Raw genomic sequence first — 13,738 nt, forward strand, 5'->3', positions numbered from 1 at the left:
CCATACAGTCCAAAATACCGACGCGATACCGACGCGGTTTTCAGGCCCCGAGTCGCCGTTAACTTTCTCGCCTCAGGACGCGGCGGCCTGCTGCACCGCGCCCACTTCCGCCCGGATGATCCGCGCGATCAGGGCGCAATCCTCCAGCGTAAAGGTCAGCGGCAGGCGCATGTCCAGAATGCCCTTCAGCACCCGGTCGCTCTCGGGCATCGGCACGCTCGGCGCATAGCGCCAGCTGTCATAGCGGCTGGTGAATCCCGCCGGCTCCGCCCCCCCGAACCACTTCAACTCGACGCCGCGTTTGGCGCACCGCGCCACTACCTCCGCGATGGCCCCGTCGCTCCAGTCCAGCAACAGGAACTGGATCGACGAGCCCACATAGGTCTCCGCCTCCGGGCGCTCCACGATCTTCAGGCCGGGCGTGCCGCGCAGGCCCTCCTCGACCACCCGGTAGCGCGCGTTCCACTTGGCACATTGCGCGTCCAACGCCTTGAGTTGCGGGCGTAAAATCGCCGCGCGCAGGTGGTCCATCCGGCCCGAGATATTGGGCGTCTCGTACTTGATCTTCTCGAATTCCGCCTCCGGCGGCACCGTCCCGTGCCGGCCATAGAGCATGTAGGAGCCCGACAGCATCGCGGCCTTCGCCATGACGCTCGGGTCGTCCGTCACCAAGAGGCCGCCTTCGCCCGAATTCATGTGCTTGTAGGTCTGCGTCGAATAGCACCCGATCAGCCCATGCCGCCCCGAAGGCACGCCGTTCCACGCCGCCCCCATCGTGTGGGCGCAATCCTCGACGATGGTCAGCCCGTGCTCGCACGCAATCTCTACCAGCCGGTCCATGTCGCACAGGTGCCCGCGCATGTGGCTCAGCATCAGGATGCGCGCCGCGCCCGCCTTGTTAACTAGGTCTTCAAGGTCGATGGTCAGGCTTTCCGTCACGCCGACGAACACCGGCACGGCCCCGACGCTGGCAATCGCCCCCGGCACCGGCGCGAGGGTGAAAGCATTCGTTAACACTTTTTCGCCAGGCTGCACCCCCAACGCTCGCAAGGCGGTGGCCATCGCATAGCCGCCAGAGGCGACGGCCAGCGCGTATGTCGCGCCCGTATAGGCCGCGAATTCCTGCTCCAGCAGGCCCACTTCGCCCACCTCGCTGGGCGACAGGTTATAGCGATGCAAGCGCCCGCTCTGCATCACCTCCATCGCGGCGCGAATCCCCTCCTCGGGGATCGGCTCCTGCTGGGTGAAACTGCGTGTGAATATCTCGCTCATGGGCTTTTATTGCGGCCCTGCGCGGCGCAGGTCAATCGCGAAGCGCCAGTCCAAAAGCGGCATTTCGCTTTCCCGAAACCGGCTTTCAGCCGAAAAGCCTCTGCACCACACCGGGCAGCTCGTCGAAATGGTCGATCGTCGCCTCCGGCTCAAGCGCCCGCACGTCCTCGTCGCCCGGCCCGAACGTCACCAGCACCGACGGCACCCCCGCCGCGCGCGACGTTTCGCGGTCCGTCACGGTGTCGCCCACCAGCAGGCAGCGGCTCGGGTCGCCCCCCACCCGCCGCACCACCTCGCGCAACGGTTCGGGGTCGGGCTTGCGCACCGCCAGCGTATCGGCCCCCACCAGCGCGCCGAACCGGTCCAACACGCCCAGCGAGCTCATCAGCTGCACCGCCAGCTTTTCCGGCTTGTTAGTGCAGATCGCCACCGGATGCCCGGCCAGCCGCAGGGTCTCCACCGCGTCCATCGCACCGGGATAGAACACCGTGTGCGTGTCGATCGCCTCACCGTAAGCCTTTAAAAGGATTGGATATTGCCGGTCGATCTCGTCAAAATCATCCGCCCGGCCCAGCCGCGTCATGCCAAGCGTCAGCATCGCCCGCCCGCCGCGCAGCGCCGTACCGGCATCCGCCACCGGATCCAGCAGATCGCCCTCGCCCATCCCCCGGAAACAGGCATTGGCGGCGGCGATCAGGTCGCCGCTGGTATCCGCCAGCGTCCCGTCCAGGTCGAAAACCACCGTGCCCAGCCGATCACTCATACGTCCAACCCTCTTGTCATCCTGCAACGATGGGCGTTTTTCCGCCCGCCCCTGTCACATCCCGCAATCATCTTTGATACGGCCCAGCCTTGCACGGCTTGCGCAACCGGATAAAACGGGCGCGTCAGGAAGGAAAGAGAAACCGCATGAGCATCAGCCTGATCGTTCTGGCCGCGGGCCAGGGCACCCGCATGAATTCGGACCTGCCCAAGGTGCTGCACCAGATCGCCGGCGCGCCGATGCTGGTCCATGCCCTGCGGGCCGGATCGGCCCTGTCCCCCGACCGCACCGTCGTCGTCACCGGCCACGGGTCTCAGGCGGTCCAGGCGGCGGCGCAGGACCACGATCCCGAAATCCTGACCGTCCACCAGGCCACGCAGGACGGCACCGGCCACGCCGTGGCACAGGCCGAAACCGCGCTCGCGGGCTATGACGGCGACGCCATAGTCCTTTACGGCGACACGCCCTTCATCTCCGAGGACACGCTGCACCGCATGGTCGCGGCTCGCGCGCAGCATGACGTCGTCGTGCTGGGCTTCGAGGCCGCCGATCCCGGCCGCTATGGCCGGCTGGTCATGTCCGGCGACACGCTTGAAAAGATTGTCGAATTCAGGGATGCCGATGCCGCCACCCGTGCCATCACCTTATGCAATTCCGGCGTCATCGCCGCCTCCGCGCCCGTCCTTTTCGACCTCATCCGCGCGGTCACCAACGACAACGCGGCGGGCGAATACTACCTGACCGACATCGTCGCCATCGCCCGCGACCGGGGCCTCTCGGCCACCGCCATCGCCTGCCCCGAGGCCGAGACCATGGGCATCAACTCCCGCGCCGAACTGGCCGTGGCCGAGGCCGCCTTCCAGGCCCGCGCCCGCGCCACGGCGCTTGAGGACGGCGTCACGCTCACCGCGCCCGAGACCGTGCATTTCGCCTACGACACCGTGCTGGGCCGCGACACTATCGTGGAACCGAACGTGGTCTTCGGCCCCGGCGTCACCGTCGAATCCGGCGCGCATATCAAGGCGTTTTCCCATCTCGAAGGCTGCCACGTCTCGCGCGGCGCCGTGGTCGGCCCCTATGCCCGTCTGCGCCCCGGCGCGGAACTGGCCGAGGACACCCGCATCGGCAATTTCGTCGAGATCAAGAACGCCCTCATCGGCGAAGGCGCCAAGGTCAACCATCTCAGCTATATCGGCGACGCGTCGGTGGGCGAGGCCAGCAATATCGGCGCGGGCACCATCACCTGCAACTATGACGGCGTGATGAAGCACCGCACCGAGATCGGCGCGCGGGTCTTTGTTGGCTCCAACACCATGCTGGTCGCGCCCGTCAAACTGGGCGACGAGTCGATGACCGGCTCCGGCTCGGTCATCACCAGCGACGTGCCCGCGGGCGCGCTCGCCATCGCCCGCAGCCCGCAGGCCAACAAACCGGGCATGGCGCGCAAATTGTTCGAAATCCTAAAGTCCAGACGGGCCAAGCAAGCGAAAGAGGCAGGATAATGTGTGGAATTGTAGGGGTCCTCGGCAAGCACGAAGCCGCGCCCATCCTCGTCGAGGCGCTCAAACGCCTCGAATATCGCGGCTATGACAGCGCCGGCATCGCCACCATCAACGACAAGCGGCTCGACCGCCGCCGCGCCGTCGGCAAGCTGGTCAACCTGTCGGACCTCTTGGTGCACGACCCCCTGCGCGGCAAGTCGGGCATCGGCCACACCCGCTGGGCCACCCACGGCGCGCCCAACACCGTCAACGCCCACCCGCACAAGGCCGGACCAGTGGCCGTGGTCCACAACGGCATCATCGAGAATTTCCGCGATCTGCGCAGCGAACTGGCCGCTGCCGGGCTGGCGCACGAGACCGACACCGATACCGAAACCGTCGCCATGCTGGTCCATCACCTGATGGAGCAGGGCCAAAGCCCCGTCGAGGCCGCCAAATCCGCCATCGCGCGGCTGGAAGGCGCCTATGCGCTGGGTTTCCTGTTCGACGGCGAGGACGACCTGATCGTCGCCGCCCGCAAGGGCAGCCCGCTGGCAATCGGCCACGGCGACGGCGAGATGTATGTGGGCTCCGACGCCATCGCGCTCGCCCCGCTCACCGACCGGATCACGTACCTCGAGGAGGGCGACATCGCCATCGTCACCCGCACCACGCTCGACATCATCGACGCGCACGGCAATCGCGCCAACCGCGCCGTCCGAACGATCGCCATCGACAGCACCCATGTCGACAAGGGCGGGCACAAGCACTTCATGGCCAAGGAAATAGCCGAGCAGCCCGCCGTGATCGGCGACACCCTGCGCCACTACCTGTCCGCGGCCGGGGGCGGCCTGACCCTGCCCCAGCCGGAAATGGATTTCACGCAATACGACCGCCTGACCCTGGTCGCCTGCGGCACGGCCTATTACGCCTGCCTCACTGCGAAATACTGGTTCGAGCAGCTGGCAGGCCTGCCCGTCGACGTCGATATCGCGTCCGAGTTCCGCTACCGCGAACCCCCCGTTCCCGCCAGGACCGCCGCCATCTTCGTCAGCCAGTCGGGCGAAACCGCCGACACGTTGGCCGCCCTTCGCTACTGCGAAGGCCGCGCGGCCAAGATCCTGTCGATCGTCAACGTCCCCGAAAGCTCCATCGCCCGCGAAAGCGACCTCGCCCTGCCGATCCATGCCGGGGTCGAGATCGGCGTCGCCTCCACCAAGGCCTTCACCTGCCAGCTGACCGTGCTCTTGCTGATGGCGCTCAAGGCCGCGTCCGATCGTGAAGCGATAGATCCCGCGCGCCTGTCGGACCTGCTGTCGCACCTGCGCGGCCTGCCCTCGACCATCAACAACACGCTGGAACTGAACGAGGACTTCCGCAAGGCCGCCTACCAGCTGTCGAGCGCCGAGAACGCGCTCTTCCTCGGGCGCGGCATGATGTACCCGCTGGCCCTCGAAGGCGCGCTGAAGCTCAAGGAAATCAGCTATATCCACGCCGAGGCCTATGCGTCCGGCGAGTTGAAGCACGGCCCCATCGCGCTCATCGACGAAAAGATGCCGGTCATCGTCATGGCCCCGCGCGACGCCCTCTTCGACAAGACCGTGTCCAACATGCAGGAAGTCATGGCCCGCGGCGGCAAGGTGATGCTGATCACCGACGCCCCCGGCGCCGCCGCCGCCTCCGAAGATACGTGGTTGACCCTGACGCTGCCACAAGTTGACCCGATCCTGTCGCCCATCCTCTACGCCATTCCCGCGCAGCTTCTGGCCTACCACACCGCCGTCGCCAAAGGCACCGACGTGGACCAGCCCCGCAACCTCGCCAAGTCCGTGACCGTGGAATGACGCTGGATGACGCCCTCGACCAACTGCGCACCCACGCCGAACCCGGCCGGGCGCAGGGTATGGCCGACTATCACAAGGTCCCGCGCGACTATCTCGGCGTGCCCAACCCGGCCATCAACGACCTGACCGCTGATTGGCGCCGCACCCTCACCGTCGAGGAGCGGGTGGCGCTGGCCGACGCGCTTTGGCGCACGAACATCTTCGAGGCCCGCCTCGCCGCCGCCAAGCTGCTGACCCAGGCCCGGATCACGCCTGACGATGCGATCTGGGCGCTGATCACCTCGTGGCTGCCCGATCTCGACAGTTGGGCCATCGCCGACCACGCCATGATGGCCGGACAAAAGCGGCTGATGGCCGATCTTTCCCGCATGGACGAGGTCGAGATCTGGACAAGGTTCGAAAGCCACTGGATCCGCCGCGCCGCCATGGTCGTGACCCTGCCGCTGGCCAAGCTCAATAACCTAAAACCGACTGAGGCCGCCGCCCGCGAACGCGCGTTGGGCTGGGCCGCCGGTTACGTCCAGGACACCGAGTGGTTCATCCAGAAATCCGTCGCCTGGTGGCTGCGCGACCTGTCGAAACATGACCCGGTCCGCGTGCGCGCTTTCATGGCCGAAAACGGCCGTCATATGAAGCCCTTCGCCCGCAAGGAAGCCGAGAAACTGCTGTAGAATCAGCCGCCTGTCGCGAAAACCCGCACTTCGGGCAAACCCGTCAGATCGGCCTCCAGAAGACGCATCGCTGCCAGCGACAGCTGGCTACCCGATCCCGGCTCCGCGTCCAGCGGGATAAGGTCCACCGCCACGGTCGTGCCCTTCGCAGGGTACTCCACCCGCCCCTTCCCAGGGGCCGAAACCAGCGGCGTCTTCATCCAGATACCCGGATCCGATGCCGCCCCCAGCGACGCGACGGTGATCCCGAGGTCGCGGTCGCCACCGCCGCTCTGGGCCGCTTCGACCGCCGCGGTCCGCTCTTCCTCGGTGGTGGTGTCGAACTCGTCGACCGTCCGCGCATTGGCCGGCGGGGCGATGCCCGCGGTCTGCACCTCCGCCTCGGCGTCAGCGCTTTCAGGCGCAGGCTCGGACGGCGGCGCCTGACGCTGCATGGTGGGCAACACATCACAGCCCGACAGGCCGGCGGCAAAGGCAACAAGGCATACAAATCGTTTCATATGCTCACCTTATGGCCCCCGCGCCCGGGCTTCAATTGCCAAGATGCCCCTTGCCGTTTATCGGCGGGTTGCATACGTTCTGCCCCATGACCGCACCACTTATAGACCCGTTCCAGCGCGCCATTTCCTATCTGCGCGTCTCCGTCACCGACCGCTGCGACTTTCGCTGCGTCTACTGCATGTCGGAGAACATGACCTTCCTGCCCAAGAAGGAATTGCTGACGCTGGAAGAACTGGACCGCATGTGTTCGACCTTCGTGCGCCTGGGCGTCGAAAAGCTGCGGATCACCGGCGGCGAACCGCTGGTGCGGCGCAACATCATGCATTTCTTCCACGGCATGAAGCGGCATCTGGACAGCGGCGACCTCAAGGAACTGACGCTCACCACCAACGGCTCGCAACTCGCCCGGTTCAGCCAAGATCTCTATGCTGCGGGCGTGCGCCGCGTGAACGTGTCGCTCGACACGCTCGATGAGACAAAATTCGCCGACATCACCCGTTGGGGCCGCCTGCCGCAGGTGCTCAAGGGGATTGATGCCGCCCAAGCCGCAGGCCTGCGCATCAAGATCAACGTCGTCGCCCTCAAGGGCTTCAACGAGGACGAACTCTTCGACATCGTCGAATGGTGCAAATCCCGCGACATGGACCTGACCTTCATCGAGGTCATGCCGATGGGCGATATCGGCAACGAGGACCGGCTGGACCAGTATTGGAAACTGTCCGACCTGCGCCGGACGCTGGCCGAAGAATACACCCTGACCGAACTGACCGAGCGCACCGGCGGCCCCGCCCGTTACGTGCGGCTGGAAGAAACCGGGCAGAAGATAGGCTTCATCACGCCGCTCACCCATAATTTCTGCGAAAGCTGCAACCGCGTGCGCCTGACCTGCACCGGCGAGCTTTACATGTGCCTCGGCCAGGAAGACATGGCCGACCTTCGCGCGCCCCTGCGCAACACGCCGAACGATGACGCCCCGCTCGAGGCCGCAATCCGCGAGGCCATCACCCGCAAGCCCAAGGGCCACGACTTCGACTATTCCCGTCAGACAGTGGACGGGCGCATGTCCCGCCACATGAGCCACACCGGCGGCTGATGCCCCGCAATCCGGCGCCCCTGCCCGTGCGTCTTTACGGCGTGGCGGCCAATCTGCTTGAGCGGCTGGCCTATAAACGCGTCTCGGAAAACCTCTCCCGCCAGGGTATTCCCGCAAACCGCCTGCCCGAGCGGCAGGGCCACTCCACCGCGCCGCGCCCGCATGGCGACCTTTTGTGGTTTCACGCCGCGTCCGTGGGCGAAAGCCTGTCGGTCCTGCGCCTGATCGAACATCTGGGCGATACGCATCCAGACCTGTCGTTCCTCATAACCTCCGGCACCGCCACCTCGGCCCAGATCGTCGGCAAGCGCCTCCCGCCGCGCACCACGCACCAGTTCGCGCCGCTGGATTCTCACCGCGTGGTCCTGCGCTTCCTCGATCACTGGTGCCCCTCGGCTGCAGTTTTCGTGGAAAGCGAGCTGTGGCCCCAGATGCTGCGCCTCACCCAAGCCGCGGGCGTCCCGCTGGCCCTGGTCAACGCGCGCATCTCCGACGCATCCGCCCGCAACTGGAAACGCTTCCCCCGCACCGCGCGATACCTCATGGACCATTTCCGCCTGATTCATTGCCAGGACGACCGCACCGCGCACCACCTTCGCGACCTCGGCCTCGCGCAGGCCGAACCGGGCCTCAACCTAAAATCCGTCGCCGGCCCCCTCCCCTTCGACCGGAACGAGCTTCACCGGATGCAGGGTCTCATCGCCGGGCGTCCCGTCTGGCTTGCCGCCTCCACGCATCCGGGCGAGGACGAGGTGGTGCTCAGGGCCCACCGCGCCATGACCGGCGGCAATGCCGATGCGCTGCTGATCCTGGTCCCGCGCCACCCAGAACGCGCCCACGATATCGAGCGCCGGATTGCCGAGCACCGGTTCGAGGGCGCCCGCCGCTCCACCGGCATGACCATCACCGGGCAGACCCGCGTCTACCTCGCCGACACTTTGGGCGAGATGGGCCTGTGGTACGCCCTCAGCCCGCTCACCTGCGTCTGCGGCAGTTTTTCCGACGTCGGCGGCCACAACCCGTTCGAGCCCGCCCATGCCGGCTCCGCCGTGCTGCACGGGCCACACTATGCCAACTTCGCCGAGGCCTATGCCCAGATGCAGGCCGCAAACGCCTGTGTCGAGGTCGCCGATGCCGACGATCTCAGCGCCAAGCTGACCACCTATCTCGACGACCCGGCCGCACTGGATGCGCTCCGCGACCGCACCCGCGCCTTCGCCGCCACCCAAGGGGGCGCGCTCGAAGACTTCGCCACCACCCTTTCCAAGGCGCTCGGCCTGCGCTAGCACCTAACCCCGAGCCTCAAGGAAAGCCGACCCGCGTGCCGGACCTCATCGTCACCAATTTCAACCGCAACTTCACCGGCGTCTCCTCGACCGCCGCCAGCGTGGTCCGATTCCAGGTCGACCAATACGACCTCGCGCTTGCAGGCCACCCCCTGCCCGGCTGCCCCGCACCAATTACCAAGGCCCAGGCCGCCACCCTGTCGAAAACCGCGCCACATAGCCGCCCCTTCACCATCTGGCACGTCCGCCGCAACCCCGAAATGCGCGCCGCCCTCTGGGTGCGCGACGTGCTGCGCCGGCCCATCCGCATCGTCTTCACCTCCGCCGCGATCCGGCGGCACTCGGCCTTTCCCCGCTGGCTGATCTCGCGCATGGATGCCGTCATCGCCACGACCGAGGCCGCCGCCGGCTTCGTCCCGCACGTGCGCGCCGTCGCCCCCCACGGCGTCGACACCGACCGCTTCACGCCCGCGCCGGACCGCGCCGCCGCCTGGGCCGCCACCGGCTATCCCGGCACCCATGGCGTGGCCACCATCGGCCGCATCCGCCCCGAGAAAGGCACCGACCGCTTCGTCGCCGCCATGCTGCGCCTTCTGCCGCAACAGCCGGGCCTGACCGCCCTCGTCATCGGACGCGCCGCCAAGTCCGACCAGCCCTTCCTCGACAAGCTCAAGGAACAGATCGCCGCCGCAGGCATGACCGACCGCATCCTTTTCCCCGGCGAGGTCGCGCCCGACGCCCTTCCCGCCCTCACCCGGTCGCTCTCTGCCGTGGTGCAGCTGCCCCGCTACGAAGGCTACGGCATGACCCCGCTCGAAGGTATGGCCTCGGGCGTACCCTTCGTGGCCACCGACACGGGCTATTACCGCAGCTTTTCCAGCCAGGGCGAAACCGGCCTTATCGTCCCCGACGACCCGGGCGATGCCGCCGATGCGCTCGCTTCCATCCTGTCGGACCCGGACCGCCACGCCGCCATGTCGCAATCAGCTCGCGATATCGCCTGCACCCATTTCAGCGTGTCACGAGAAGCCGAAACGATTGCCCAGGTCTACGAGGATCTTTGGTCCGGCGCGTGACCGCTTGCCGCTGCGCTTTGATGTTGCACCCGAGCCTCAGGACGTTACGATGTCCTGCCAATTTTGAGAGGTGCACCCCGTGATCCAGAAATACGAGTACAAGGTCATCCCCGCCCCCGCCAAGGGCCGCAAGGGTCCGGGCGTCAAGGGCGCAGAGGGCCGGTTCGCCCACGGGCTCGAGACGGTGATCAACGAACTGGCCATCGAGGGCTGGGAATACCTGCGCGCCGACATCCTGCCCAGCGAGGAACGCCAGGGCCTGACCTCGTCGCAGACGGTCTATCGCTCCATGCTGGTCTTCCGCCGCCCGCTGGAACTGGAAGGCGTCGACAGCCCGCCGCCCATGCCCTGGGACGACCACGAGGAGGAAGAACTGGAAACCGCCGCCGAGGCCGAGAAAATCGAGGAACCCCAAGACGATACACCGGAAGGCGGAGCCGACGACGCGGACGGCGACGACACGCCGCGCCCCGATCTGCCGCCCCGGGACTGACCCTTGAAAAGAAGTTCGGGACCGCGCGGTTTTTTCCCGATCTTTGCTCTTCAATTTGCCGCGCAATCACATAAACTCTTGGCCTCGAGTCGCAAAGGGAATGCCAATGGCTAAATCCGATCCGTTTGGTTTCGACATGTCCGTTTCGTCGGCGAAAAAGAAGAATCCGCGCGGTCGGCGGGGCATGTCCGGGGCATCCGAAACCTCGACCCGCATCTGCGACAAGGAGGGGTGCGACAAGCCGGGCGTCTACCGCGCGCCCAAGGCGCCGGATGTGCTCGACGATTACTACTGGTTCTGCCAGGAGCACGTGCGCGAGTACAACACCAAGTGGAACTTCTTCGACGGCACCACCGAGGCCGAGATGAACGCCCAGATGTCCTCGGACAAGGTGTGGGAGCGCAAGACCAAGGCGTTCAACGATCCCGAGGCGCGCGCCTGGGCCCGCCTGGGCATCGAGGATCCGCACCAGGTGCTGGGCGGCAATGCCACCCAGAACCCCGGCAAGAACCGTGGCGGCCAGCGCAAGCTTCCGCCCACCGAACGCCGCGCGATCGAAATTCTGGAAGCCAGCGAACACGCCTCAAAGGCCGAGATCCGCAAGGCCTACAAGGCGCTGATCAAGGTGCTGCACCCCGACATCAACGGCGGCGATCGCAGCCAGGAAGAACAGTTGCAACAGGTCGTCTGGGCCTGGGACCAGATCAAACAAAGCCGCAACTTCAAGTAGGCTTATGACATAAAGCGCACCGGGTCACTCGTACCGTTCCGGGCCCTGAAACCACCCGGTGCGCGATCGGACCCGGAATTCAGGCGGCGCGGAAGGTCAGGCTGACACCGTTCAGGCAATGGCGTTTGCCCGTGGGCTGCGGCCCATCATCGAAAATGTGCCCCAGATGGCTGCCGCAGCGGCGGCAATGGCATTCGGTCCGCGTCGCGAACAGCGAATGATCCGGCTTGGTGCCGATGGCATCGTCCATCGCCTTCCAGAAGCTGGGCCAGCCGGTCTTGCTGTCATACTTGGTCTCGGAAGAATAAAGCGGCAGGTCACAGCCGCGACAGTGATACGTCCCCGGCTTGTAAAGATCGTGCAGGGGGCTGCTATAGGCGCGCTCGGTGCCCTCCTCGCGCATCACCTCGTATTCCAGATCGGTCAGCATCTCGCGCCATTCCGCCTTTGTGCGTGTCACCTCGAAAGACCCCTGCGCGGCAACTCCCGGCAGCGCCGTCAGTACGGTGCCCCCTGACAGGGCGGACAGTATGAATGTGCGTCGTTGCATTTTCAGCCTCCTGCGTTTGTCATTCCAGGAAGAAACGGGGGGCGCTTGCCCCCCGTTCCGCAGCTATCGAGGATGTTACTGCTTGGCCGGCAGCATCACGGTGTCGATCACGTGGATCACGCCGTTGGACTGCTCGACATCGGCAATGGTCACGTTCGCCACGCGGCCACGCTCGTCTTCCAGCATGATCTTGTTGCCCTGGTAGGTGGCTTTCAGCATACAGCCGCCCACGGTCGGCACCATATGCGCGCCGCCGTCATCGTCGACCATGCCCTTGATCGCCGTCGACATCGCGTCGGCCGACACCACGTGACAGGTCAGGATCTCGGTCAGCTGTTTCTTGGCCGCCGGTTGCAGCAGCGCCTCGACCGCGCCTTCGCGCAGTTCGCCAAAGGCGGCGTTGGTCGGCGCGAACACCGTGAACGGACCTTCGCTCGACAGCGTGTCGACAAGGCCCGCTGCCTTGACGGCGGTCACCAGCGTCGTGTGATCGGCCGAGTTCACGGCATTTTCGACGATGTTCTTGTCGGCAAACATCTCCGCGCCACCGACCATCGGATTGTCGGCATAGGCAACGCTCGCAGTGGCTGCGATTGCCGCGGCGGCGGTCATGGATTTCAGGTTAAACATAATTCTACTCCCTAACTTAATACACACAAGCAAGGCTTTGTTGCCCAACTCATACGCAGCCACGGGAGACGCGCGCCGAAAGTTTCAGCTAATTTTCGAAAATGTCTCAGACGTCTTCAAGCGGACCGGTGGCCAGGATATCGCCGGTCGGCGCGCCCGTGGGCGAACCGCCTTCGGGTTCGTCCGAAATCGCCAGCGTCGCGCCTTGCAATACCGCGATCTGCTCTTGCGTCATCGGCAGGCGCAGCCGCTCGTTTTCCGGCAGCACGCCCAGCGACACCGGCGGATTGTCCCCGGCGATCAGCCACATCTCGATATCGCGCCCGGGCCGGTCCTGCATCCCGCGCCGCTCGACATACATCTCCTGGGTGGTCGCGTCATAGCCCGCCGCCAGAATGATGTCTTCCTCGCCGCTGGCCCGAAGATCAGCGTGATAAACCGGATTCTCGGGCGGCTGCACGCCCGTCCCGGGCACATCCACAACGAAGAACAGACCTGCGACCAGCGCCGCCGCCGCCAGCCCCGCAAGACCGAACCGCTCGAACAGGCCGCGCCGCGCGGGGCGCTCCCCTGCAAACAAGCGCCGATCCAAGGCTGCCTTCACGCGCGCCGGCGGGGCCTCTTCGGGAATGTCTTCGGCCAGAACGGCAAAATCCTCGGCCCATTGAGCGTAGAGCGCCCGCAATTCGGGCTCGGCGCCAAGACGCGCCTCGAAGGCAGCAGCCTCCGCAGCCGACAGCAGGCCAAGCGCGTATTCACCCGCCAGGACCACGTCGTCGTCTTTTTCCGGCACCTCGCTCATCGCGACAGGCACTCCCTCAGTTTCAGCAGGCTGCGGCGCAGCCAGGTTCGCATCGTGTTCAGCGGCACGTCAAACCGCGCCGCCAGGTCGGCATAGGTCTCTCCGTCAAGGTAAGCCCCCCGCACGGCGTCCGCGCGGTCGGCTTCAAGCTCGTCGAAGCACCCGTCCAACTTTTCCCGCTCCGAGGCCTGAACGGCCTGCGCCTCCGGCCCCGGTGCGGCATCGGGCATCGCTTCGGCCAGTCCCTCCGGCATCTGCTCGCCCGCCCCCTTGCGCTTGCGCAGCATGTCGATGGCTGCGTTCCGCGCGATCGTGATCAGCCATGTCATGGGGCTGAACCCGCCCGTGCTGTACCGGTCGGCGTTGCGCCAGATCTTCACATAGACCTCCTGCAACACCTCCTCGGCCTCGGCGCGGTTGTTCAACACACGCAGGATCACGCCGAATAGTTTCGCCGAGGTCGCGGAATAAAGTTCGGAAAACGCGGCCCTGTCCTTCAGGGCGCATCGACCGATCATGTGTTCGAGTGCGTCGAGGTCTTTCATG

15 protein-coding genes are annotated in these 13,738 nt (G+C 65.9%); 8 read left to right on the forward strand and 7 right to left on the reverse strand.

Translation table 11 applies throughout. From position 1 onward, the window contains the following. Positions 1-72: 72 nt before the first annotated feature. Both XM53_RS02550 and XM53_RS02555 read right to left on the reverse strand, forming a co-directional pair. Positions 73-1,272 carry a DegT/DnrJ/EryC1/StrS family aminotransferase gene (locus XM53_RS02550; protein ID WP_057789927.1) on the reverse strand — a complete coding sequence of 400 codons (1,200 nt, stop codon included), beginning with the start codon at positions 1,270-1,272 and terminating at the stop codon, positions 73-75. 85 nt (positions 1,273-1,357) lie between these two features. Next, entirely contained in the window at positions 1,358-2,023 is a 666-nt protein-coding gene (locus tag XM53_RS02555) for an HAD-IA family hydrolase (RefSeq protein WP_057790324.1), read from the reverse strand. A gap of 158 nt (positions 2,024-2,181) precedes the next feature. Here XM53_RS02555 and glmU point away from each other — a divergent pair, with 158 nt between their 5' ends. From glmU to XM53_RS02570, 3 genes are read left to right on the forward strand one after another with little or no spacing between them, the layout of a single operon-like run. Beyond that, positions 2,182-3,537: a bifunctional UDP-N-acetylglucosamine diphosphorylase/glucosamine-1-phosphate N-acetyltransferase GlmU gene (gene glmU, locus XM53_RS02560; RefSeq protein ID WP_057789929.1), complete on the forward strand. Its 1,356-nt coding sequence runs from the start codon at positions 2,182-2,184 to the stop codon at positions 3,535-3,537. Then, positions 3,537-5,360, forward strand: coding sequence for a glutamine--fructose-6-phosphate transaminase (isomerizing) (glmS, locus tag XM53_RS02565; protein ID WP_057789930.1), 1,824 nt, complete (start codon positions 3,537-3,539; stop codon positions 5,358-5,360). The genes glmU and glmS overlap by 1 nt, the downstream gene beginning before the upstream one ends. After that, positions 5,357-6,031, forward strand: coding sequence for a DNA alkylation repair protein (locus XM53_RS02570; RefSeq protein ID WP_057789932.1), 675 nt, complete (start codon positions 5,357-5,359; stop codon positions 6,029-6,031). Before glmS ends, XM53_RS02570 begins: the two co-directional genes overlap by 4 nt. Positions 6,032-6,033: 2 nt before the next feature. On the opposite strand, the gene XM53_RS02575 is transcribed toward XM53_RS02570, so the two are convergent. Beyond that, entirely contained in the window at positions 6,034-6,531 is a 498-nt protein-coding gene (locus XM53_RS02575; protein ID WP_082630684.1) for a hypothetical protein, read from the reverse strand. A gap of 86 nt (positions 6,532-6,617) precedes the next feature. On the opposite strand from XM53_RS02575, the gene moaA reads away from it, so the two are divergent. The 5 genes from moaA (at position 6,618) to XM53_RS02600 (ending at position 11,210) form a co-directional block, all read left to right on the forward strand. Further along, on the forward strand, positions 6,618-7,625 hold the full coding sequence (gene moaA / locus XM53_RS02580; protein WP_057790329.1) for a GTP 3',8-cyclase MoaA: 1,008 nt from the start codon (positions 6,618-6,620) through the stop codon (positions 7,623-7,625). Continuing rightward, the gene (locus tag XM53_RS02585; RefSeq protein WP_057789934.1) at positions 7,625-8,911 is read left to right on the forward strand and encodes a 3-deoxy-D-manno-octulosonic acid transferase; all 1,287 of its coding nucleotides are present in this window, start codon (positions 7,625-7,627) and stop codon (positions 8,909-8,911) included. Before moaA ends, XM53_RS02585 begins: the two co-directional genes overlap by 1 nt. Positions 8,912-8,946: 35 nt before the next feature. Further along, positions 8,947-9,987, forward strand: coding sequence for a glycosyltransferase family 4 protein (locus tag XM53_RS02590; protein ID WP_057789936.1), 1,041 nt, complete (start codon positions 8,947-8,949; stop codon positions 9,985-9,987). 79 nt (positions 9,988-10,066) lie between these two features. Continuing rightward, positions 10,067-10,480, forward strand: a complete 414-nt coding sequence (locus XM53_RS23525; RefSeq protein WP_201455366.1) for a DUF4177 domain-containing protein — start codon at positions 10,067-10,069, stop codon at positions 10,478-10,480. A 106-nt stretch (positions 10,481-10,586) separates the two neighbouring features. After that, a complete protein-coding gene (locus tag XM53_RS02600) occupies positions 10,587-11,210 on the forward strand; it encodes a J domain-containing protein (protein ID WP_057789938.1) in 624 nt (207 codons plus the stop codon). 79 nt (positions 11,211-11,289) lie between these two features. Here XM53_RS02600 and msrB read toward each other — a convergent pair whose 3' ends face one another. The 4 genes from msrB to XM53_RS02620 all read right to left on the reverse strand — a co-directional run bounded on the left by msrB (position 11,290) and on the right by XM53_RS02620 (position 13,737). Next, complete coding sequence (msrB, locus tag XM53_RS02605; RefSeq protein WP_057789940.1) at positions 11,290-11,760, reverse strand: peptide-methionine (R)-S-oxide reductase MsrB; 471 nt, start codon at positions 11,758-11,760, stop codon at positions 11,290-11,292. 75 nt (positions 11,761-11,835) lie between these two features. Then, complete coding sequence (locus tag XM53_RS02610) at positions 11,836-12,390, reverse strand: fasciclin domain-containing protein (RefSeq protein ID WP_057789941.1); 555 nt, start codon at positions 12,388-12,390, stop codon at positions 11,836-11,838. 106 nt (positions 12,391-12,496) lie between these two features. Further along, positions 12,497-13,192 carry an anti-sigma factor gene (locus XM53_RS02615; RefSeq protein WP_057789943.1) on the reverse strand — a complete coding sequence of 232 codons (696 nt, stop codon included), beginning with the start codon at positions 13,190-13,192 and terminating at the stop codon, positions 12,497-12,499. Further along, the gene (locus XM53_RS02620) at positions 13,189-13,737 is read right to left on the reverse strand and encodes a sigma-70 family RNA polymerase sigma factor (protein WP_057789945.1); all 549 of its coding nucleotides are present in this window, start codon (positions 13,735-13,737) and stop codon (positions 13,189-13,191) included. Before XM53_RS02620 ends, XM53_RS02615 begins: the two co-directional genes overlap by 4 nt. Between the last annotated feature and the right edge of the window lies 1 nt (position 13,738).

The sequence above is a fragment of the Roseovarius atlanticus genome (assembly GCF_001441615.1).
GTDB lineage: Bacteria > Pseudomonadota > Alphaproteobacteria > Rhodobacterales > Rhodobacteraceae > Roseovarius > Roseovarius atlanticus.